The sequence below is a fragment of the Microbacterium sp. AC132 genome, assembly GCF_979258525.1.
In genome coordinates, this window is sequence record NZ_OZ409862.1 from 3,007,773 (window position 1) to 3,027,237 (window position 19,465).

Genomic DNA, 19,465 nt, shown 5'->3' on the forward strand with positions numbered 1-19,465 from the left:
TGGGGCTAAGATAGGGGAGTTGCCTGCGCGAGAGTGCAGAACAACGGGCTGTGGCGCAGCTTGGTAGCGCACTTGACTGGGGGTCAAGGGGTCGCAGGTTCAAATCCTGTCAGCCCGACCGAGAAAGGCCCGGAAACTCGCAAGAGTCTCCGGGCCTTCTGCATGTCCGGGACAGTCCGAGGGCAGCAGGCATAAGGCCGTCACGCTGGGCGGCGTCGAGTGTGCCAGACACGCCCTCATCACGGAGGGTGGCGACGGCCTGCCGGGTCTGCGCCTTGGCTTAGGCCCGGCGGGCCCTCGGTTGAACATCGAGACCGAAGCCGCCCATGGAGTGAGCGGCGGTGCTGACACGGAGGTACAGCACGGCGTTCATCGCGATTCCTGCATACTGAGCAAATGAACATCGCTGACCCTCACGGGCCCATGAGTCCGTCCGGCAAGGTCGGCTCGATCGTGAATGTCGTCATGTCCGCAGTATTCGGCGGGATCGCCGTCGTGGTGGGCATCGTTATCGGTGAGCCAATGCCGTTCGTCGGGGGGCTCGGCTTCTGGGCGATGTGTGCCTTCGCCTTCGTGCCGATCATGCGTCGCGCGATCAAGTACGAGCGCGAGAAGAACGCGCGCCGCGCTGGCGCGATAGCCTCCCGCATGAGGACATACCCAACCGTGGAGATCGCACTCTGGACTGAGGACGCGATCGTGCTGATGGACTGGCTGGAGACTGTCGACTTCGACGAAGTTCCGTCAGAGCACAAGGCAGTCAAGCAGGCGCTGACGGACCTCGCGTCGCGGCTGGAGGAAGTTGTCCCGTATGAGTTGCCCATGACGCCCGAACGAGTCGCGACTGCGCAAGAGGCTGTCAGTCGGGGCATGGGCAGGTGACCAGAAGTGACGAATGTCGATGCGGGGGAGGCGGTCTCTCCGTCAACCGATGATTCCGAGCCTGCCGCCAATTCCGTAGAACTGGCGGTGACCGGAAGAATCGGCGTCGTCCGCCATGAACAGGAGACGCTCGATGCTGATGCCGAGTTCCCGGCGACGGCGGACCCGGTCGATTTGTCTGCACTCATTCGCGCTGCCGATTGTGGGGCTCGCTCGTCGTGGACCGGAATCCGGCGGCGTCAAGACTCCACGCACGAGGAGGCGGCCACAGGCATCGGGGCGGGCAGTACGGTGCCCCGACCGGTTCTGGGGTACCTATCGGGACACCTAGCCGGCTTCGCTGGGGAACTCCACCGGCTCGGGGCCGCGTCTGTGTGGCCACGGCCAACGTAACCCCAATGCAGCGCTGTATCTAGTGGTTGCGGATGCGCCTCAGTCCGATCCTGTGAACGGCGGTCGGCGGATCTCCGTTCATGTGCGGCGGCATCGAGATGCCGAGGCCCAGTCGCGTTTCGTGCAGAAGAGCGTACGCCCGCACGCCGTCGTCCACCACGCCATGTGACGTGGCTCCTATCAGGCGTATCCTTCGCTCGAGAGCCTGCCCCGACCACGGTCTGGGGACCCCGGCGGGGCCGCTCCGGTCGAGGGACTCTTCCTTCACATGATCACTCGTGATCCGGAGAGAGAGTCCCTCCGCTGTGCGATCCGTCGTCCTTCCGTCCGATTCCTCCTCGCGTCAACCCCCTCCTCGTGTGCGCGGTCGACCGCATACCGTCGCCTCAACCGACAGAGGAGATGCAATGAGCGATCTGCAGAACACGCACGGAACTCCCGGTGGCGACGAAGAGGCGGACACCGCCTCGGGCGGTGCGCCCGACGAGTCGTCGTCGAAGAGCACCGACGAGATCATCGAGGACGAGACCACCGACGAAGACGGTGCGCCCCTCGAGAACCCGTCCGGCGGCTGACCCCGACGACGTCCACACAGAGGAGACCCCCACCGGCACTGAGTCCTGTGGGGGTCTTCGTCGTCGGCCGGGGTGCCGAACCTAGGCCGTGCGCACCGTCAGCATGCGCCACCCCTCGGGCACCTTCGCCTCGAGCGACGCCATGTCGTCGGCCTCGATCTCGCGCACGCCGTCGACGCGGGTGAACGTGCCCGTCGCCTCCATCTTCGCTTCGCCCTTCAGCATCCGCACGGGCGCCGACGTCAGATAGAAGCCCGGCTTGCGGTGCTGTTCGAGCTCGACGAGCACCTCGGCCAGCGTCGTGCCGATGACGTCTGCAGTGCTGGTCTCGATGGGACGAATCAGAGCGATGAGCATCAGGCCAGCCTATGGCGCGGCCCTTGGGATTCGACGTACCGCTCCGCGCAGCGCATCAACTGACCGTCGTCGCGAGCGGAGGAAGGTGCGGGATCGTGACCGGCGACGTCGATCGGCTCGGCGGGTTGTGGAACCGCTGCAGGTCGCTGAGCACCTCTTCCGCCGACATGTACGAGCTCGCCAGGGGAAGGTTGCGCAGCCAGAGCACATCGACCTCGACGGCGTCGACCTGATAGATGCAGGCGACAGTCTGGCGCGCATCGTGCGGCTCGTACCTGTGGTCGACGATCAGCCACTCGGTCTCCGTGACCCTTCGGAGCTCGAACCTCGGATCGGGCATCGCGGACATCTCAACACTCCAATCAGTCGTTGTCACCATCGGCTGACAGAGGGAGCGCTCCGCGCCCGGGCGGGAAGACACCACCGCCTGGTCGACGGGCGCCCTCTGCCCGCCAGAGTTCACCAGAATTATAAGAACTAACCGGTATATCGCTCAAGTGAGCCGCGAGGGGAGGCGGCGGACAGCGCCCCTCAGCCTTCGTACGCGGTCTGCCCGGCGATCACGGTGCGCAGGACTCGCGCTGTGAGCAGCGACGCGCTGCCCTCCGAGAACGGATCGACGTCGAGCACGGCGAAGTCTGCGACCTGGCCCACCGCGATCCGGCCCCGCCAGTCGCCATCGCCGATCGAGACCGCAGCGTCACGAGTCGCATGCACGACCGCGCGTTCGAGGGGAAGAGCGAACTGCGGATGCACCGCCGGCACATCCGGGTCGAGAGCTGACGCCCGCGTTGTGGCTACGTACATGTTCGCGAGCGCCGCGTGCGGTGCGGTGGGGGCGTCGGTCGAGAAGGCGAGCAGCGCACCGGCATCCTCATACTCGGGCCACGCGAAGGCCCGATCCGCACGATCGTCGCCCAGCTGTGCTGACCAATTGGCGAAGATGGCGGGGTCGGCGTGAACCGGCTGCATGGAGGCCGTCACGCCGAGCCGTGCCATGCGCTCGGCCGTGCCGGGTGCCGCGTACTCGAGATGCTCGATCCGGTGGCGACGGGGGCGATCGCCATTGACGGTGATGGCGTGCTCGATGGCATCCAGCGCGAGAGTGCTCGCCTCGTCGCCGATGGCATGCAGCGCGACCTGCAGTCCGGCGGCATCCGCGGCCGCCACCACGGGGAGCAGCCGATCAGCGGGCCAGATCGGCGCGGCGTGGGAGCCATCCGCATATGGTGCGCGCATCGCCGCCGTGCACGCGTCGATCGTGCCGTCGAGCACGAGCTTGATCCCGATCACGCGAACGGTGCCGGAGTCGGCGACGGCACGCTCGGCCGCCTCGGCGACCTGAGCCAGGTTCTGGGCATCGTCACCCGTGTTGGCGACGAACCAGTGGGCGGCGATCCGCACCGGCAGCGCGCCACGTCGTTCCGCGCGCTCGAGCGCTTCGAGCGCGAGCGCGTCGAACGCCATGTCGACGGCGCCGGTCACACCGGCCGCGAGGTACGCCTCGACGACGCGCTGCACCGCGGCATCCCGCTGCTCGTCGGTGGTGGTGGCATCGCGGTGCGCCCACGCGAACTGCTGCGCGGCCGTCTCGTAGAGCATCCCGGTCGGCTCGCCGTCGGCATCCCTCTCGATCCGACCGCCGATCGGGTCAGGGGTGTCGCGGGTGATGCCGAGCTCGCCGAGCGCCGCGGAGTTCACCCAGCACGAGTGGTAGTCGTTCGCATCGAGGTAGACGGGGACGTCAGCGACGACGGCGTCGATCATCGCCGCCGTCGGCGCGCCGCCGGGGATCGCATCGAAGAGCCATCCGCGTCCTCGGACGACGCCGGGAGAGGTCTCGCGTGCCGCTGTCACTCTGCGCTGGATCTCGTCGAGCGACCCGGCATCGGTGAGACCGATCTGACCGAGCGCCTCGCCCATCATGAGCAGGTGCGTGTGAGCGTCGATGAAGCCGGGAAGGACGACTCGTCCCTCGAGATCGACCACCGAGTCCGAGGGCGGGGCGTCGGATTCGGTCCCCACGAAGACGAACTCCGCGCCGTCGACGACGACCGCGTCGGCCCAGGCGGTGTCGTCGGCCGTGAAGAACCGGGCGTTGCGATACAGGGTGCGGGTCATCGGAGCGTCTCCTCGTGGGCGGCGGCACGCTCGAGGCGTGTCGAGAGCAGGGCGATCGCGCTTGCGGGCACGGCGAGAACGAAGCTGGCGATACCCAGTGCGACGGCGAATCCCTCGAAGCCGAGCACGCCGACCAATGCCGCACCGATCACCGGTGTGAGTGCCGAGCCGACGAGGTAGACGGCCAGGAGGGGGCCCGACCAGCGGCCGTCGGCATCGAGGGCGGCCGAGGTCGAGACGAAGTACATGAAGGCGATCGCGTAGACGGTGTTCCACGCGATGAACACGATGATGAACGCGGTCGGATCTGAGGTGAACCCCTCGACGATCTTCAGGACGCCTCCGGCCACCAGCAGCACCGCGAGCGGCAGTGCTCGTCCGAGCCGAGATCCGACGACCATGAGCAGCACAGATCCGATCAAGCCGCCCGCCGTCGCGCCGCTGAGCGCGAGGCCCAGGCCTTCGGGGGTCAGCCCGGTCTGCTCGGCACCCATGATGCCTGCCATGGCCCAGAGCGAGTCCTCACTCGCCGCCCACAGCGCGAACACGACGAGAAGGCCGAATCCGGCGATTGTGACGGTGCGCGAGCGCGCGGGGGACAGCCGCACCGTGCCGGTCGGCGGCACGTCGATCGGCATCGCCTCGGCGACCGCGGCGCCGGCCTGCGGGTCGAGCACGGGCGCCGCGGGCAACCAGGCCGAGACGAGCAGGCCCACGATGCTGAAGAGTGCCAGCGCCCCGAAGACATCGATCGGGGCGAGCCCGATGAGGGGGATCACGGCCAGCACGATCGTGATCACACCGCGATTCGCGAGACCGTTGAATCCGGCGACCCTATCGGGGTTGCGGAACGCGGCGAGAGCGGCGCCCGAGGCGGCGACGGCCCCACCGGCTCCCGCACCGCCGACGAGCAGCCCCGGAAGGATGAGAGCGGGGACCGCAGCGGCGGTGGCGAAGCCGACCGCGGCGATGGCGAGTCCGGTTCTGGCTACGACCCGCCGGTGACTCCCGGCGCAGAGCGGGGCGATGGCCAGCCCGGTGACAGCTGTGAGCAGAAGAGTCGCGGTGACGAGCCAGCTGGCCGCGAGCACGTCCATGCCGAGACCCGTCTGAGCGGCGGTGATCATGTAGGGCGACAGGTTCACGCCCAGGTAGCCGGCGATTCCGATCGCGAACGTGGCGGTGGCGGTGGGCAACCGGAGCGGAACCCGGGTGCTGAGGTCGATGGCGGTCATGGTTCTCCCACTGAGAGGGCACGGCGGTGTGCGCGAGGTGATGACGACGCGCATCGGGTGGGGCGCGGATCTCATAAACGAATGGTGTTCGTCAACGAATGGTGTTCACTATTATGCACAGGAGGGATGCCGGAGGGAAGAGATTTCTTCGTCGCCCGTCACAGAGAGCGAGGATGCGATGCCCAGGCCGTCGAGCCCCCTGCTGTCCCCCGACATCATCGGCGCGGCAGGCCTCGCGCTGTCGAGGGCCGGAGAGCCGTTCGGGGTGAACGCGATCGCGCGCAGGCTCGGTGTCCGGCCCTCTTCGCTGTACAACCATGTCGACGGCATGGACGGCATCATCGAGCTGATGCGCGGCCGTCTGGTCGAGGACTACCGGGTGAGGCCCGAGGAGAAGCAGTGGGACGACTTCCTGGTCGATCTGCTCAGACAGCAGCGCCAGATGTATGCCGATCACCCGCAGCTCGTACCGCTGCTGATCGGCAAGACGATCACCCATCCGGCGGTCATCGCCGCCTACGACGACCTGGCGACCGCTCTCGTCGACGGCGGTTTCCCCGAGGACGAGGTGCTCACGGTGATCGCGATCATCGATGCATTCGCGATCGGCTTCGGCCTCGATCTGGCATCGCCGGACGAGGTCTGGGAGCCCGGGGAGGGGACGCGGACGCTCGGGCGCGTGATGGAGGGCGCGGAGCGCGGGACAGCCCGCGCGGATCGGACCTTCGAACTCGGCGTCGGGTTGCTGGTCGATTCGCTCCGTGCTCGGCTCAGCCGATGACCCGGGAACCGGTGGAGCGGCGGTGACTGGTCAGGATCCGGTGCGTGCGGTGACGAGCGCCTGGAGCGCTGCCGCATCGTGCGGTGCGTGCCCGCGCGCGTCGTTGTCGAAGTAGACGTACACGTCGCGCGGTCGGCCGTCGCCGGCGCCCGTGCCGTCCGACCAGGCGCAGAGCAGGTCGGCCCATTCGTCGAGCTCGGCGGCGGTGTAGGCGCTGTGATAGAGCATCTGTGCGCCATGAAGCCGGACATATACGACCTCGCTCGTCAGGGCGTCGAAACGCGGCCATCTGCCGGCGGTGTCGGCGATGACGAGCGAAGCGCCGTGGTGACTGAGGATGCGCAGTGCCTCAGGATCGTCGAATGTCTGCGACCTCGGCTCGATCGCGTAACGGATCGGCTGGTCGCTCTCCAGCTCCGTCCAGGCTCGTCCGTCGAGACGCGAGTCGTGCGTCATCGCCAGCTTCTGAGCATCGCCCGTCGTGCGGGGGAGTGAATCGAGGAATCGTTCCAGGACTTCGGCGTCGAACTTCTCACGCTCCGGCAGCTGCCAGAGGATCGGTCCGAGTTGGGTTCCGAGGGCGAGGATGCCGGAGGCGAAGAAGTTGGCGAGTGCCTGTTCCGTGTCGCGGAGCCGCAGCATGTGCGTCACATAGCGGGATCCCTTTATGGCGAAGCTGAAGTCGTCAGGCACCTCGCTGCGCCAGCGACGGTAGCTATCCGGGCGTTGCAGCGAGTAGAACGATCCGTTGAGCTCGACGGTGGGGAAGTGCTGTCCGATGTGCTCGAGCTCCCGGCGTTGAGGCAGACCCCGGGGATAGAAGTCACCGCGCCAGCTGGCGTACCGCCAGCCCGACACGCCTATCCTCACCTGCGCAGCGCGTGCGGCGGTCATCGACTGATCCTCCTCCGCTGCCGCCGTGATTCGGGCGGCGTGAGGCGACGATAGGTGCGATGCCGCAGATGGGGAGCGGGGTTGACGCCCGGGGGCCACGTGGTAGCGGCGTGCTCTCTCGCTCGGCTGTGCGAGAAGACGAGGATCGCGCGTGGTGCGAGGACTGGTTGCCCTCTCGAGTCGTCCAACCCCATTTGGATCACTCGAGAGGGCTCACCGTCCTTCCCGGACGGTAGGGGAGGCGGCGAAGATTTTCGCTGCTCTCTCGACTGATATCCCCAGATGTTCAGCCGGTAGCCCCCGCTACTCCTTGCAGAATATCGCTTAATAGCTCTGTCCGCCATTTGGGGGACAAAGAAATCTACGAATGTTTCTTCCAAGACTGGGGCTTGCCGCGAGAACGTGCACTCATAGAGTGGGTTCATGGACAGAAAGCTCGTGCTGAACGCGCACCTCGCCATCGCCCACGGGCACCGCGTCGAGGTGACGGAGCGCATCGACGAGCTGACCGGAGAGTCGCTGATCCTGTCGGTCAGAGACCTCGACACGGGCATCCGGTATCGCCGTGTCGAAGAGCCGCGGGGTGAGTTCCTCCGGTGGCTCGGCCGTGTCGTCGACTGCACCGTGACCATCGGCGGCCACTCCTCGCAGACGACTCTCACCGTCGACGCCGACAGAGACGGATCAGGGGCGACGAGCGCCAGGGCTGCTCTGAACGGGGCGGATGCGGCGGTCGACGCCGCGAAGGCTGAAGCCGATCGCTGGGGCGGCGGAGACCGCGTCCCCGAGCCCGAGCCCGAACGCTTCTGGTGAGCCGCTCACCGGAAGTCCCTCGAACGATGCGTCACCCCCGTTCGGAGATCTTCGAACGCGTCGGCGAGGACGTTCACGACGCCCTCCGCTGAACGCTCGAGGATGCCGCGGATGATCAGCGCAGGAGAATCGCGCGCCACCCGGTGGTAACGACCCCACACCCCAGTCGAGCAGATGACGTTGACGAGACCGGTCTCATCCTCGAGGTTGAGGAAGGTGACACCGGCTGCGGTCGCCGGACGTTGACGGTGGGTCACAAGACCGGCGACCTCGATGCGTCGCCCCGTCTCGTGGCTCTGCAGATCTGCTGAGGTGAGCACGCCCCGTTCGCGCAGGAGCCCGCGGAAATGCGCCATCGGATGGTCGTCGGTCGAGACGCCGGTCGCCCAGAGATCTGCGGAGAGCCGCTCATAGCTGGACTGATCGCTGAACAGCGGCGGTTGCACGGCGATCGTCGTGCCGGGAAGGAACCGGGATCGGTCTTCAGCGGCTGCCCCGGACAGCCAGATCGCCTCTCTGCGCTGGAGGCCGAGGCACTCGAACGCGCCGGCGGTCGCCAGGGACTCCAGCTGCGCAGCGGTGGCATCCGTGCGCCTCACCAGATCGTTCAGATCGCGGAAAGGTCCGGCTGCCTCGCGCTCGGCGACGATCTTCTCCGCCAGTTGAGTGCCGATGCCGCGCACACCGCTGAGACCCATGCGCACCGCATAGGCGCCATCTCGACGGTGTGCCGCCGACTCGTCCGGTGAGGAGCGATCGAAGCGCGGCACCCGGGGCTGCAGAGGGTCGCTGCAGGTGTCCCGCCCCGTCGGCATCCGCAGCGGTGAGCCCTCGAGGGGTTCGAGAGTCTCGGTGGCCCCCGAGGCGTGCAGATCGGGTCGACGCACCTCGACCCCGTGTCGTCGTGCATCCGCGGTGAGTGTCGACGCGGAGTAGAAGCCCATCGGCTGCGACCGGAGGAGTCCCGCGAGGAACGCCGCGGGATAGTGCAGCTTGAGCCAGGAGCTCGCATAGACCAGGAGCGCGAAGGACAACGAGTGGGACTCTGCGAATCCGAAGTTCGCGAAGGCCTGGATCTGCGCGTAGATGCGATCCGACTGCTCGGCGGAGAGTCCGCGTCTGGTCATCCCCGCGTAGAGCTTGTCTCGCACCTTGTCGATCTTCTCGAGCCCGCGCTTGGACCCCATCGCGCGTCTGAGCAGATCGGCCTCGTCGGCGGTGCAGTCGCCGATGGCCGTCGCCATCTGGATCAGCTGCTCCTGGAAGATCGGGATGCCCAGTGTCCGCTCGAGGATCGGCTTGAGGTCATCGTGCGGATACGGGATCTCGAGCACCACGGGCTCTTCGCCACGGGCGGCTCTGGCGAGATTCTCCTCGTCGAGCGCATCCTTCGCCATCTTGCGGCGGACGAAGGGATGCACGGCCCCGCCCTGGATGGGCCCGGGGCGGATCAGCGCGATCTGGATGGCGAGGTCGTAGAAGGCCCGAGGCTGCAGGCGGGGGAGAAGGCCGATCTGCGCACGGGATTCGACCTGGAACACCCCGATCGAGTCGGCGCGGCAGAGCATGTCGTAGACGGCCGGCTCTTCTTTCGGAAGGGTCTCGAGCGTCCACCGCTCACCCGTGGCGTCGTGGATCAGGTCGAAGCAGTGCTGGAGCGCAGCCAGCATCCCGAGCCCGAGGAGATCGAACTTCACCAGCCCCATCCAGGCCGCGTCGTCTTTGTCCCACTGGATCACCGTGCGGTTCTCCATGCGTGCATGCTCGACGGGAACGACCTCGCCGACAGGGCGCGCGGTGAGCACCATGCCGCCGGAGTGGATGCCGAGATGCCGGGGAGCCTTCAGCAGTTCGCCCGCGTAGTCGAGCACGTTCGCCGGGATGTCGTGCTCGTCGGCCACCTCGAGCCCGGCGCTCCACCCATCGACCTGCCGGGACCAGGCATCCTGCTGTCCCGGGGAGTAGCCGAGAGCTCTCGCCATGTCGCGCACCGCGTTCTTCGGGCGGTACTGGATGACGTTCGCCACCTGTGCCGCACGTTCGCGTCCGTACTCGCGGTACACCCACTGGATGATCTCCTCGCGGCGATCCGAGTCGAAATCGACATCGATGTCCGGTTCTTCCTGTCGGGTCGTCGCGAGGAAGCGCTCGAAGGGCAGACGGTAGAGGATCGGGTCGACGGCGGTGATGCCGAGCAGATAGCAGACGGCGCTCGCCGCGGCCGAGCCGCGCCCCTGGCACAGGATGCCGCGACGGCGCGCCTCGGCGACGATGCCGTGCACGATGAGGAAGTAGCCGGGGAAGTCCTTCTCCTCGATCACATCGAGCTCGCGTCCGATCCTGCGACGGCCGTCGGCATCCAGGCGCGGATACTTCGTCGGCACGGCCTCCCACACCAGGTGGCGCAGCCAGCTCATCGGCGTGTGTCCGTCAGGGACCTCCTGCTTCGGGAGGGCAGGTCGTGCACGGCGGAGGGAGAAGGCCGACGCTGCGGCGAGTTCGAGGCCGTAGGAGATCGCACCGGGGTGGCGCCGGAAGCGCGCTGCCATCTCCGCGCCGCTGCGCAGATGCGCTCCTCCGTGAGTCGGAAGCCACCCGTCGAGCTCGTCCATGCTGCGCACGGCGCGCACGGCGGCGACCGCTTCGGCCAGTGATGCACGCTCGGGCGCTGCATAGTGCACGTTGTTCGTCGCCACCACCGGCAGTCGCATCCGTCTGGCGAGATCGGCGAGAGCGTCGTTGCGTCGTGTGTCCAGCGGGTCGCCGTGGTCAAAGAGCTCGACGGCGACGTGATCCTGGCCGAACAGATCCACCAGTCGGCGCAGCGGCGTCTGAGCATCTCCCGCCTCTAGGCCACGGCGGACCCCGCCCTTCCGGCATCCGGTGAGGATCGTCCAGTGCCCGTCTGAGGCGGCTGCCAGCTCCTCGAGGTCGTAGACGGGGCGCCCCTTCTCGCCACCGCGCAGGTGGGCGGCCGTCATCGCGCCGGAGAGACGGTGGTAGCCCTCCAGCCCGTCGGCGAGCACCAGCAGATGGTCGCCGACGGGATCGGGGGCGCCCCGCTGCGGTGCGTCGAGGCCGAGCGAGAGCTCTGCGCCGAACACGGTCTGGACGCTCACATCCATCAGCTCTGCGACCTCGGCGAAGCGGGCAGCACCGTAGAAGCCGTCGTGGTCGGTGAGCGCCAGTGCAGTGAGTCCGAGACGCTCGGCCTCGGCGAGCAGGTCCTCCGGTGAGGAGGCGCCGTCGAGGAAGGAATAGGACGAATGCGCATGCAGCTCGGCGTACGGGACGGCGTCCTCTGGCCTGCTGACGGACGTCGGTGGGTTCCGTGTGCGCTTGGTGCTGACGGGGCCGGGGTCGGGTCGGCTGCCGGGCGGGATGCCTCCCGTCGGGTAGGGCGATTCCTCGCCGCTGAGAGTGCGCTCCAGCTCGTTCCAGGACAGGGGAGGGTTGTGCCAGCCCATCAGCGGTACCTCCCCTCAGCCCACCACCGGCCTCCGGTGCAGAAGACGAGCCAGGCCCGATCATGATCGTCGACGATCTGCAGGCGGTGCCCTCTCTTGCCGCCGGAGTCCTCCCATCGGCGTTCATGGATCGGCCACGGACCGGCCCACGCCTGAACGTCGTCGCCGTCGATGCGAGCGGGCGCCGCCGAGAGCGCACCCCGTTCGTCGACGAGGACTGTCTCGCCGTCAGGGGAGAGCACTCCGATGGGGCGAGGAGGGCGGAACACCTCGGCGGGGAGAGGGTCGGGAAGGCTCCCCGGCCAGGGCTGCGCTGGGTCTCTGGGGGCGACGGCGCGTTCGCCCCACGGAGTGAGCACCTGACGATCGGCGAGCCAGCGCCCGCCGGAGAGGGCAGCGGTGACGACGCCCTCGTGGCCGAGCATCGTCTGCACGCGCGAGATGGCGTGATGCAGGCGTTCATCAGTGCCGGACCCGAAGAGGCCGGGCTGGTGATGGGCGGCATCGTCGACCGCCACGGGGACGATCCGCACCAGAGAGATTCCGCCGAAGGCACGAGCCTCATCGACCGGCTCCTTCGCGGATTCGGCTCCCAGTGCTTCGAGCTGCCAGCGCACCCGGTCGACGAGATCAGCGGCATCGAAGCAGGTGGGATGCAGCCAGGGGCGCGAGAACACCTTGCCGTCGTCGTCGGTGAGGTCGATGCGGACCTCGGTGCACACCACCGAGGCCTCACCGAGGGCGAGCATGACCGCATCGGCCGTCTGCCGCACGGCGAAGGCCACCTGATCGGCTCCGGCGAGTGGCGAGTCGAACTCGATGGAGCGAACGAGCTCGGGGTCAGGAGGTCGTGCCACCACCGCGCGGGAATCGGCGCCGGCGGCGAGGGCGTGCAGACGCGCGCCGCGCTCGCCGAAGCGATCGCGCACCTCTATCTCGTCGAGGGCCGCGAAGTCGCCGAGCGTGCGCACACCGAGCCGGACGAGCAGACCGGTGAGCTGCTCGTCTCTCAGAACGTTCACCGGGAGTGGGGCGAGGAAGTCCTTCGCGAGGCCTGCAGGTACGACGGTGCACGGTGCGCTCCCTCGCGCGGCGAGCTCGGCGGTGAAGGGGCCGTCGGCGATGCCCACGCGCACCTCGGGGAACCCGGCGTCGGTGAGGATGTCGATCAGGGCACGCCCCGCCTCGGCCTCGCCGTCGTGATAGCGCGCGATGCCCCGTGCCCGCACCGCCGCCAGCCCTGGACGCAGCAGTGCCGCACCGGGCGCGTGCTTCTCGATGAGCTGCAGCACGGGGAGGAACGCTCTCTCGTCGCGGGCGGGGTCGTGGGGCATCACGCGCAGTGACGAGATATGGCCCTGAGCGACGCGGCGACGTTGGCCGGCGCGCACGCCGTGCTCCCTCGCCGATGCGGTGCACGCCACGACGGTGTTCGCATGCACCAGAGCGGTCGGCGGATGAGGCGGTGGGCCGCCGAGAGCTGCTCTCAGCGGCCAATCGGGAAGCCACAGGACGAGGACGCGAAGTGGAGCGGCGGTCATCCGGCCACCGCCAGACGCGGGTACTCGAGCGGAGCGGCCTCGCCGCCGCGCAGGCCGGTCAGCCCTGTGATCTCGGCCATGGTCTCGGTGGCGACGTGCTCCGCCGGCAGCTCTTCCACTGCGCCGTGGGAGCCGGGAAGACGCACGCGTACGCTCGACGTCAGCGGACTGTGCCTCGTCCGCGCCGACACCGTCGCCGTGGAGCCTTCGATGAGCCCCCACCCCTCGCCGATGCCGAGCCAGTGCTGGTCGTGCAGCCGGATGGACCCCTCGCTCTGCGGCCAGGCGCCGGACTCCGCGGACTCGGTGACGAGCAGGGTGCTCCCGCGGTCTCGCAGCCGTGCGCTCAGTCGGGACACATCCGCATCGCGGGCCCTCCCTCCGGGCTGCACGGCGATCAGCGGAACCACCTCGGCGAGCGCAGAGGCCACGGCGAGCCAGCGGTCTCCTGGTTCGGGGACGAGGATCAGGCGAGGAAGCGCGATTCCGAACGCCGCTGCGGCTTCGACACCCAGTGTGGGCATGCCCACGACCGCGCACCAGTGGCCCTTGCCCGAGGCCGCGGCGAGCAGTGCGAGGACGAGACTGGGGGAGGGAGAGACGGTGTACGTCGCCCCCGTCTGCAGCCCCTCTTCGGGGAGCAGCGAGGAGAAGGCCGGATCGAGAGGGAGGAGCGGGTGCTCGCTGCGTCTGCGCTGCATGCGGCTGATCTCCCGGCGCAGCCGAAGAACCTCTCCGGCGCGGGAGTCGCCAGCCGGAGAGAGCGCGGTCACCGCATCGAGCCCGATCCCCATGAATCCATCCTCGAAGATATGTACTAATAAAGCAACTGGAGTAGATGACGATAGTTCGAACCTCCGACATCGCGGCGTGACGTTATCCACACGCGGTCATCGCCGCCGTCCGAGTTCTCCTAACCTGCGGGCATGGATCTCCGTACTGTGGCCGTCGTGACCGTTCATCTGGCCCTGTTCGCGATCGCCTGCCGACTCGTCGCCGTCGACATCCGCACGCATCGGCTGCCGAACCGGATCGTGCTCCCCACCCTCGCGGCGCTCATCGTCCTCGGAGTCGTCGACGCCATCACGGTCGGCCAGAGCGCCCCGTTGATCAGGGCCGTATCCGGGTTGCTGATCCTCGGCGGCTTCTACGCGACGCTCCGTCTGCTCAGCCGGGACGGCATGGGCGGAGGCGATGTCAAGCTCGCCGCCGTCATCGGTCTGGTCCTCGGATGGCACAGCTGGCAGGCGCTCGCCGTGGGAGCAGCATCCGCCTTCGTGCTCGGCGCCGTGTTCTCCCTCTCGCTGATGATGCTCCGCAGGGCGGACGGCTCCACGCGGATCGCCTTCGGACCGTGGATGATCATCGGCGCGCTCCTCGGCATCCTGATGGAGTGAGGCGCCGTGCAGGGTGCCGTCGGCGATAGGGTGAGGACATGGCACTCGCACGACTTCACGGCGGCCCGCTCGACGGGCAGATCATTCCTCTCGGCGACGCGGACGACAAGCTGATCGTCCCCTACAGCGAGACCCAGGTGGTGTACAACCGGCGCGGTGACGCGCAGAACACCGGCGACACCGACGGTCCCACCGAGATCGACTACTGGTACGACGAATCCCTCGAGGACATCAGCCCGTCGGATGACTGAGCACCCCAGCGAGTCGCCGTCTGGCTCCGAGCCCTCCAGGGTCGTCGAGGTCGAGCGCAAGTACGACGTCGATGACTCCACGCCCCTTCCGGTGTGGGTGGGGATCCCCGGAGTGGATGCCGTGTCGTCCGGAGAGGTGCGCGAGCTCGACGCTCGCTACTTCGACACCGTCGATGCTCGGCTCTCCCGTGCAGGGGTAGCCCTTCGTCGCCGCACCGGCGGCCCCGATGCCGGATGGCACATCAAGGGACCGCGAGAAGGTGACGGTCGCCTCGAGATCGGCTGGCCCCTGGGCGAAGACGACAGCATCCCGGATGCCGTGACCGAGACCATCTCGCGATGGGCGACGGCGCCGCTCACACCCCTCGCGCGGATCGAGAACACCCGCACGGCGTACCTGCTCACCGGGACGGCCGGAGTCGTCGCCGAGTTCGTCGATGACCGCGTTCGCGCGACCGATCTCCGACACCACGTGCAGCGGGAATGGCGGGAGTGGGAGTTCGAGCTCGGCCCCGCCGCGCCTGCCGATGCGGCGGGGCGAGCAGCCCTCTTCGATGCCGTGGAGCGGGTCATCTCCGATGCCGGGGGTCGCGACGCGTCATCCGGCTCGAAGCTCGCGCGTGCTCTGGGTTTCTGACGCCCGATGCAAGCCCCTTCCGTGCTGGCGCGCGATCATGCTTGAGTGACAGACATGACCCGCGCTGCCGTGCTCCGCTCATTGCGGACGATCGTTCCCGACACCGTCATCGAGCAGCACGAGGTACGCGACATCTTCGCCTCGCAGCCCGATGTCGGACGCCTCGCCCAGCGGATCATCGGGGCGTCGTTCAACGGCTCGGGCATCGACACCCGCCACACCGTCATCCGAGAGCTCTCGCCCGCGGCCGGCACGGACGACAAGATGTTCTTCGACCGTGAGACGGGCCGCCTGCAGTCGCCGGGCACCGCAGCCCGCAACGACCTCTATACGCGCGAGGCGTCGCGTCTCTTCGTGGAGGTGGCGCGCAGCGCCTTGGATGCAGACCCCGACATCGTCGCCGCAGACGTCACGCACGTCATCACCGCATCCTGCACGGGCTTCCACGCGCCGGGCCCCGAGTACGAGATCGTGCGCGGGCTGGGGCTGTCCGACAGCGTGCAGCGCTATCACCTCGGATTCATGGGCTGCTACGCCTCGCTGCCGGCGCTCCGTGCGGCGAGCCAGTTCTGCGCAGCCGACCCCACGGCCGTGGTGCTCGTGGTCAGCGTCGAGCTGTGCACCGTGCACCTTCGCTCGTCGGAGGACCCGGATCTCATCGTCGCCAACTCGCTCTTCGCCGACGGGGCGGCTGCCGGCATCGTCACCGCACGCGACCTCGCCACTCCTGTTCCTGCGGTGCGTCTCGACGGCTTCCACACGGCGATAGCCGCGGAGGGCGAGAAGGACATGGCCTGGACCATCGGCGACCACGGCTTCGAGATGATCCTGTCGACGAAGGTGCCGCAGATCATCGGGGAGACCATCATCGGCGCGATCCGTCCGCTGTACGCGCGTGAGGGCGAGCTCGCAGCCGCGTTCGACGAGGGGCGCGTGGGGGAGCGGGTGGAGCACTGGGCCATCCACCCCGGTGGACGCAGCATCCTCGACCGCGTGCAGGAGCGACTGAATCTCAGCGACGATCAGCTCTTCCCGGCCCGGGAGACGCTGCGCGAGAACGGCAACATGTCGAGCGCCACTGTGCTCTTCGTCATCAAGCGGATCCTCGACGACGGCGCGAGGGACGGGTCGCGCGTCGCCGCGATGGCCTTCGGCCCTGGGCTGACCGCCGAGAGCGCACTGATGACGGTCACCACCGGCATCTCGTGAGACACGACCTCTCGACACGCGCCACCGAGGCGCGCGAGCTCATGGACGACCCGCATGCGGACATCGGGATGCTGGAGCGCACCTACCGGCGCTTTCGTCTCGTGAACGCGCTCGTCTCCCGACCCCGACTGCTCTATCGCCAGGACATCCTGCCGCGCGCCCGCCGCGGCCCGATCCGCATCCTCGACATCGGCGCGGGTGGCGGAGACGTATGCCGGATGATCGCGGCGCGAGCGCGGCGAGCGGGTCTCGAGGTGGAGATCACGGCGCTGGACGCCGACGAGCGGGCGATCCGCTGGGCGGCGGAGCACGATGGAGGAGCCGGCATCGCATATCGCTGCGCCTTCTCGTCAGACCTCGTGGCGGAGGGCGAGCAGTTCGACGTGGTCTTCTCGAATCACGTGCTGCACCACCTCACCGGGGCGGAGCTCGACGGCCTGCTGCGGGACTCCGAGGCGCTCGTCGGCAGCGGCGGTGTCGTGGTGCACCGCGACATCGCCCGCACTCGACTCGCCTACGTGCTGTACGACGTCGCGACGTGGATCCTCGCGGGCGCGCTGTTCCGGGGCTCGTTCATCCGAGAGGACGGCCTCATCAGCATCCGTCGCTCGTACACGAGGGGAGAACTCGCCGCGCTCGTGCCGTCCGGATGGACCGTGCACTTCGGACTCCCCTCGCGGCTGGAGCTGCGCAGGCGCACCGACGCGGTCTCATGACGCACGAAGGCCCGGCCACGTGTGAGCGTGCCGGGCCTTCGAGTCGATCGCGGTGATCAGAAGTTGATCATGTGACCTGCGAGGCCGTGGAAGCCCTCCTGCAGCGCCTCCGAGAGCGTCGGGTGCGTGTGAACGTTGCGAGCCAGCTCGAGGGCCGTGAGGTCCCACTTCTGGGCCAGCGTCAGCTCGGGCAGGAGTTCCGACACGTCGGGGCCGATCATGTGGGCTCCGATGAGCTCGAGGTGCTCGGCGTCGGCGATCAGCTTGACGAACCCGACGGGCTCGCCGAGTCCGTGCGCCTTGCCGTTGGCCATGAACGGGAACGTCGCGACCTTGATCTCGCGTCCCTCGTCCTTCGCCTGCTGCTCGGTGAGACCGAACGAGGCGACCTGCGGCGAGCAGAACGTCGCGCGCGGCATCATGCGGTAGTCGCCCAGCGTCTGGGTCTCCGCGCCGCCGATAGTCTCTGCGGCCACGACGCCCTGCGCCTCGGCCACATGGGCGAGCTGCAGCTTGGCGGTGACATCGCCGATCGCGTAGATGCCCTCGACGTTCGTGCGCATGTGGTCGTCGATGTCGATCGCGCCGCGCTCGGTGAGCTTCACGCCGGTGGCCTCGAGACCGAAGCCCTCGATGTTGGGGGCGAAGCCGACCGACATGAGCACCTTGTCGGCCTCGATCGAACTCTGCTGACCGTCCTTGCCGGTGTAGGAGACGGTGACGGACGAGCCGTTGTCCACGACGGACTCGACCTTGGTGGAGGTCAGGATGTCGACGCCGTAGTTCTTGTACTGCTTGGCGATCTCCTTCGACACGTCGGCATCCTCGTTGGGGAGGGCACGGTCGAGGAACTCGATGATGGTGACCTTGACGCCGTAGTTCGTCATCACGTAGGCGAACTCCATGCCGATGGCGCCGGCGCCCACGATGACGATGGACTTCGGCAGCTCGCGCGAGAGGATCTGCTCTTCGTACGTCACGACGTTGTCGCTGAGCTGGACGCCCGGAAGAAGTCGGACCTTCGAGCCCGTCGCGATGATCGCGTTGTCGAAGGTGACCTCTTCGGTCGAGCCGTCGGACTTCGCGACCGAGATCGCCTTCGGGCCCGTGAAGGTGCCGCGACCGTCGTACTCGGTCACCTTGTTCTTCTTCATCAGGAAGTGGATGCCCTTGACGCGACCGTCGGCGACGACCCGGCTGCGGTCGAACGCCTTGCCGTAGTCGATCGTGAACTCACCCGAGATGCCGAAGAAGTCGGCCTTGTGGTTGAGCGTGTGCGCGAGCTCCGCGTTCTTCAGAAGAGCCTTGGAGGGGATGCAGCCCACGTTGAGGCACACACCGCCCCAGTACTTCTCTTCGATGATGGCGGTGGACAGACCGAGCTGCGCGCTGCGAACCGCAGCGACGTATCCGCCAGGACCTGCACCGAGGATGACGACATCGTAATGTGGCATGCCTTAAGCCTATCGCTCCGAGGAGAGGTCGGAATCGGCGGATGCCGGGTCGCGGCGACCGCGGACGACGAGCCAGACGACGATGCCGACGATCACGAGGACGCCGACGATCGAGAGCACCCAGATCATCGTCATCGGCGCCGCTGAGTCGTCGCTCTCGGGGGCCGGGGTGGCGTCCGTCCCGGGGCCCGCGGTCGCGGCCGGCTCGGGTGCTGCGGTGGCACTGGCAGTGGGCTCGGAGCTGGGCTCCGAGGTGGGCGCGGCCTCCGTGCTGTTCGTGACCGTGAAGTCGAACTCTCCCGAGGTCGGATGGCCGTCGCTCGACACGACCTTCCAGATCACGTGATAGCCGCCGGCTGGGGCCTCGGCGGCGAGCGGCTGAGTGACGATCGCCCCCTCGACCGTGGCGGTTCCGTCGGTGACCGAGTTGCCGGACGGATCCGTCACGACGACCTCGGTCGCGCCGGTCTCATCGATGAGCTTCGCGCTGAAGGTGAGCGTCAATGCGGTGGGAAGCGTGTCGACCGTGCTGTCGGCCTCGGGGGAGGAGGCGAGCAGGCTGTCGTGGGCCGAGGCGGAGAGAGGTGCGAACAGCACGAGGAATGCCGTCAGGAGGGCGGCCGCAAGGGCGATCGGAGCTGCGGGGAGGCGACGGGCTGTGGTTTTCACGTGCTCAGCCTATGAAGTGTCGGTATGCGGTGCCTGATAGTGACGCGAGCTCCCGCGAGCGCCGTCCGATCAG

At 68.0% G+C, this 19,465-nt stretch carries 19 protein-coding genes and 1 tRNA gene; 10 read left to right on the forward strand and 10 right to left on the reverse strand.

Going from position 1 to position 19,465, the window contains the following annotated elements; genetic code table 11:
* The first annotated feature begins 44 nt into the window (after nucleotides 1-44).
* From ACZZZQ_RS14450 to ACZZZQ_RS14460, 3 genes are all read left to right on the forward strand, one after another.
* Nucleotides 45-118, forward strand: a tRNA-Pro gene (locus ACZZZQ_RS14450).
* 278 nt (nucleotides 119-396) lie between these two features.
* The gene (locus ACZZZQ_RS14455; RefSeq protein WP_463507819.1) at nucleotides 397-882 is read left to right on the forward strand and encodes a hypothetical protein; all 486 of its coding nucleotides are present in this window, start codon (nucleotides 397-399) and stop codon (nucleotides 880-882) included.
* Nucleotides 883-1,682: 800 nt separating this feature from the next.
* Nucleotides 1,683-1,850 (forward strand): hypothetical protein, encoded by a 168-nt coding sequence (locus ACZZZQ_RS14460; RefSeq protein ID WP_171821924.1) that lies wholly within the window; start codon nucleotides 1,683-1,685, stop codon nucleotides 1,848-1,850.
* A gap of 81 nt (nucleotides 1,851-1,931) precedes the next feature.
* Here the strand turns inward: ACZZZQ_RS14460 and ACZZZQ_RS14465 are convergent, their stop codons facing one another.
* The 4 genes from ACZZZQ_RS14465 to ACZZZQ_RS14480 form a co-directional block, all read right to left on the reverse strand.
* Nucleotides 1,932-2,207, reverse strand: a complete 276-nt coding sequence (locus ACZZZQ_RS14465) for a hypothetical protein (protein WP_053096828.1) — start codon at nucleotides 2,205-2,207, stop codon at nucleotides 1,932-1,934.
* 55 nt (nucleotides 2,208-2,262) lie between these two features.
* Entirely contained in the window at nucleotides 2,263-2,547 is a 285-nt protein-coding gene (locus ACZZZQ_RS14470; RefSeq protein ID WP_232224452.1) for a hypothetical protein, read from the reverse strand.
* Between the two features lie 191 nt (nucleotides 2,548-2,738).
* A complete protein-coding gene (locus tag ACZZZQ_RS14475) occupies nucleotides 2,739-4,328 on the reverse strand; it encodes an amidohydrolase (protein WP_463507820.1) in 1,590 nt (529 codons plus the stop codon).
* Entirely contained in the window at nucleotides 4,325-5,563 is a 1,239-nt protein-coding gene (locus ACZZZQ_RS14480; protein WP_187249836.1) for an MFS transporter, read from the reverse strand. Before ACZZZQ_RS14480 ends, ACZZZQ_RS14475 begins: the two co-directional genes overlap by 4 nt.
* Nucleotides 5,564-5,741: 178 nt before the next feature.
* Between ACZZZQ_RS14480 and ACZZZQ_RS14485 the strand changes: the two genes are divergently transcribed.
* The gene (locus ACZZZQ_RS14485; protein ID WP_463507821.1) at nucleotides 5,742-6,344 is read left to right on the forward strand and encodes a TetR/AcrR family transcriptional regulator; all 603 of its coding nucleotides are present in this window, start codon (nucleotides 5,742-5,744) and stop codon (nucleotides 6,342-6,344) included.
* Between the two features lie 30 nt (nucleotides 6,345-6,374).
* Here the strand turns inward: ACZZZQ_RS14485 and ACZZZQ_RS14490 are convergent, their stop codons facing one another.
* Nucleotides 6,375-7,238, reverse strand: a complete 864-nt coding sequence (locus ACZZZQ_RS14490; RefSeq protein ID WP_053096820.1) for a DUF72 domain-containing protein — start codon at nucleotides 7,236-7,238, stop codon at nucleotides 6,375-6,377.
* A 423-nt stretch (nucleotides 7,239-7,661) separates the two neighbouring features.
* Between ACZZZQ_RS14490 and ACZZZQ_RS14495 the strand changes: the two genes are divergently transcribed.
* Nucleotides 7,662-8,051, forward strand: coding sequence for a hypothetical protein (locus tag ACZZZQ_RS14495; protein ID WP_053096818.1), 390 nt, complete (start codon nucleotides 7,662-7,664; stop codon nucleotides 8,049-8,051).
* Between the two features lie 5 nt (nucleotides 8,052-8,056).
* On the opposite strand, the gene ACZZZQ_RS14500 is transcribed toward ACZZZQ_RS14495, so the two are convergent.
* Genes ACZZZQ_RS14500 through ACZZZQ_RS14510 form a run of 3 tightly spaced genes read right to left on the reverse strand, consistent with a single transcriptional unit; the run spans nucleotide 8,057 to nucleotide 13,853 of the window.
* Nucleotides 8,057-11,518: an error-prone DNA polymerase gene (locus ACZZZQ_RS14500; RefSeq protein WP_053096815.1), complete on the reverse strand. Its 3,462-nt coding sequence runs from the start codon at nucleotides 11,516-11,518 to the stop codon at nucleotides 8,057-8,059.
* Nucleotides 11,518-13,059 carry a DNA polymerase Y family protein gene (locus ACZZZQ_RS14505; protein WP_187249835.1) on the reverse strand — a complete coding sequence of 514 codons (1,542 nt, stop codon included), beginning with the start codon at nucleotides 13,057-13,059 and terminating at the stop codon, nucleotides 11,518-11,520. The genes ACZZZQ_RS14500 and ACZZZQ_RS14505 overlap by 1 nt, the downstream gene beginning before the upstream one ends.
* Nucleotides 13,056-13,853: a hypothetical protein gene (locus ACZZZQ_RS14510; protein WP_056278977.1), complete on the reverse strand. Its 798-nt coding sequence runs from the start codon at nucleotides 13,851-13,853 to the stop codon at nucleotides 13,056-13,058. Before ACZZZQ_RS14510 ends, ACZZZQ_RS14505 begins: the two co-directional genes overlap by 4 nt.
* A gap of 132 nt (nucleotides 13,854-13,985) precedes the next feature.
* Between ACZZZQ_RS14510 and ACZZZQ_RS14515 the strand changes: the two genes are divergently transcribed.
* Genes ACZZZQ_RS14515 through ACZZZQ_RS14535 form a run of 5 tightly spaced genes read left to right on the forward strand, consistent with a single transcriptional unit; the run spans nucleotide 13,986 to nucleotide 17,269 of the window.
* Nucleotides 13,986-14,456, forward strand: a complete 471-nt coding sequence (locus ACZZZQ_RS14515; protein ID WP_187249834.1) for a prepilin peptidase — start codon at nucleotides 13,986-13,988, stop codon at nucleotides 14,454-14,456.
* A 38-nt stretch (nucleotides 14,457-14,494) separates the two neighbouring features.
* Nucleotides 14,495-14,707 (forward strand): hypothetical protein, encoded by a 213-nt coding sequence (locus ACZZZQ_RS14520; RefSeq protein WP_042538484.1) that lies wholly within the window; start codon nucleotides 14,495-14,497, stop codon nucleotides 14,705-14,707.
* Nucleotides 14,700-15,344 (forward strand): CYTH domain-containing protein, encoded by a 645-nt coding sequence (locus ACZZZQ_RS14525; RefSeq protein ID WP_463507822.1) that lies wholly within the window; start codon nucleotides 14,700-14,702, stop codon nucleotides 15,342-15,344. Before ACZZZQ_RS14520 ends, ACZZZQ_RS14525 begins: the two co-directional genes overlap by 8 nt.
* Before the next feature lie 54 nt (nucleotides 15,345-15,398).
* Entirely contained in the window at nucleotides 15,399-16,553 is a 1,155-nt protein-coding gene (locus tag ACZZZQ_RS14530; RefSeq protein WP_222839260.1) for a type III polyketide synthase, read from the forward strand.
* Entirely contained in the window at nucleotides 16,550-17,269 is a 720-nt protein-coding gene (locus ACZZZQ_RS14535; protein WP_463507823.1) for a methyltransferase domain-containing protein, read from the forward strand. Before ACZZZQ_RS14530 ends, ACZZZQ_RS14535 begins: the two co-directional genes overlap by 4 nt.
* Before the next feature lie 56 nt (nucleotides 17,270-17,325).
* On the opposite strand, the gene lpdA is transcribed toward ACZZZQ_RS14535, so the two are convergent.
* Nucleotides 17,326-18,723, reverse strand: coding sequence for a dihydrolipoyl dehydrogenase (gene lpdA / locus ACZZZQ_RS14540; protein ID WP_053096802.1), 1,398 nt, complete (start codon nucleotides 18,721-18,723; stop codon nucleotides 17,326-17,328).
* 9 nt (nucleotides 18,724-18,732) lie between these two features.
* Complete coding sequence (locus tag ACZZZQ_RS14545; protein WP_463507824.1) at nucleotides 18,733-19,392, reverse strand: copper resistance CopC family protein; 660 nt, start codon at nucleotides 19,390-19,392, stop codon at nucleotides 18,733-18,735.
* Nucleotides 19,393-19,465: the final 73 nt, after the last annotated feature.

Coding starts and splice junctions, on each gene's coding strand:
- ACZZZQ_RS14530 (WP_222839260.1), top strand. CDS start 15,399: ATGACCCGCGCTGCCGTGCTCCGCTCATTGCGGACGATCGTTCCCGAC.
- ACZZZQ_RS14465 (WP_053096828.1), bottom strand. CDS start 2,207: ATGCTCATCGCTCTGATTCGTCCCATCGAGACCAGCACTGCAGACGTC.
- ACZZZQ_RS14510 (WP_056278977.1), bottom strand. CDS start 13,853: ATGGGGATCGGGCTCGATGCGGTGACCGCGCTCTCTCCGGCTGGCGAC.
- ACZZZQ_RS14525 (WP_463507822.1), top strand. CDS start 14,700: ATGACTGAGCACCCCAGCGAGTCGCCGTCTGGCTCCGAGCCCTCCAGG.
- ACZZZQ_RS14460 (WP_171821924.1), top strand. CDS start 1,683: ATGAGCGATCTGCAGAACACGCACGGAACTCCCGGTGGCGACGAAGAG.
- lpdA (WP_053096802.1), bottom strand. CDS start 18,723: ATGCCACATTACGATGTCGTCATCCTCGGTGCAGGTCCTGGCGGATAC.
- ACZZZQ_RS14505 (WP_187249835.1), bottom strand. CDS start 13,059: ATGACCGCCGCTCCACTTCGCGTCCTCGTCCTGTGGCTTCCCGATTGG.
- ACZZZQ_RS14480 (WP_187249836.1), bottom strand. CDS start 5,563: ATGACCGCCATCGACCTCAGCACCCGGGTTCCGCTCCGGTTGCCCACC.
- ACZZZQ_RS14500 (WP_053096815.1), bottom strand. CDS start 11,518: ATGGGCTGGCACAACCCTCCCCTGTCCTGGAACGAGCTGGAGCGCACT.
- ACZZZQ_RS14475 (WP_463507820.1), bottom strand. CDS start 4,328: ATGACCCGCACCCTGTATCGCAACGCCCGGTTCTTCACGGCCGACGAC.
- ACZZZQ_RS14495 (WP_053096818.1), top strand. CDS start 7,662: ATGGACAGAAAGCTCGTGCTGAACGCGCACCTCGCCATCGCCCACGGG.
- ACZZZQ_RS14515 (WP_187249834.1), top strand. CDS start 13,986: ATGGATCTCCGTACTGTGGCCGTCGTGACCGTTCATCTGGCCCTGTTC.
- ACZZZQ_RS14520 (WP_042538484.1), top strand. CDS start 14,495: ATGGCACTCGCACGACTTCACGGCGGCCCGCTCGACGGGCAGATCATT.
- ACZZZQ_RS14485 (WP_463507821.1), top strand. CDS start 5,742: ATGCCCAGGCCGTCGAGCCCCCTGCTGTCCCCCGACATCATCGGCGCG.
- ACZZZQ_RS14470 (WP_232224452.1), bottom strand. CDS start 2,547: ATGCCCGATCCGAGGTTCGAGCTCCGAAGGGTCACGGAGACCGAGTGG.
- ACZZZQ_RS14455 (WP_463507819.1), top strand. CDS start 397: ATGAACATCGCTGACCCTCACGGGCCCATGAGTCCGTCCGGCAAGGTC.
- ACZZZQ_RS14490 (WP_053096820.1), bottom strand. CDS start 7,238: ATGACCGCCGCACGCGCTGCGCAGGTGAGGATAGGCGTGTCGGGCTGG.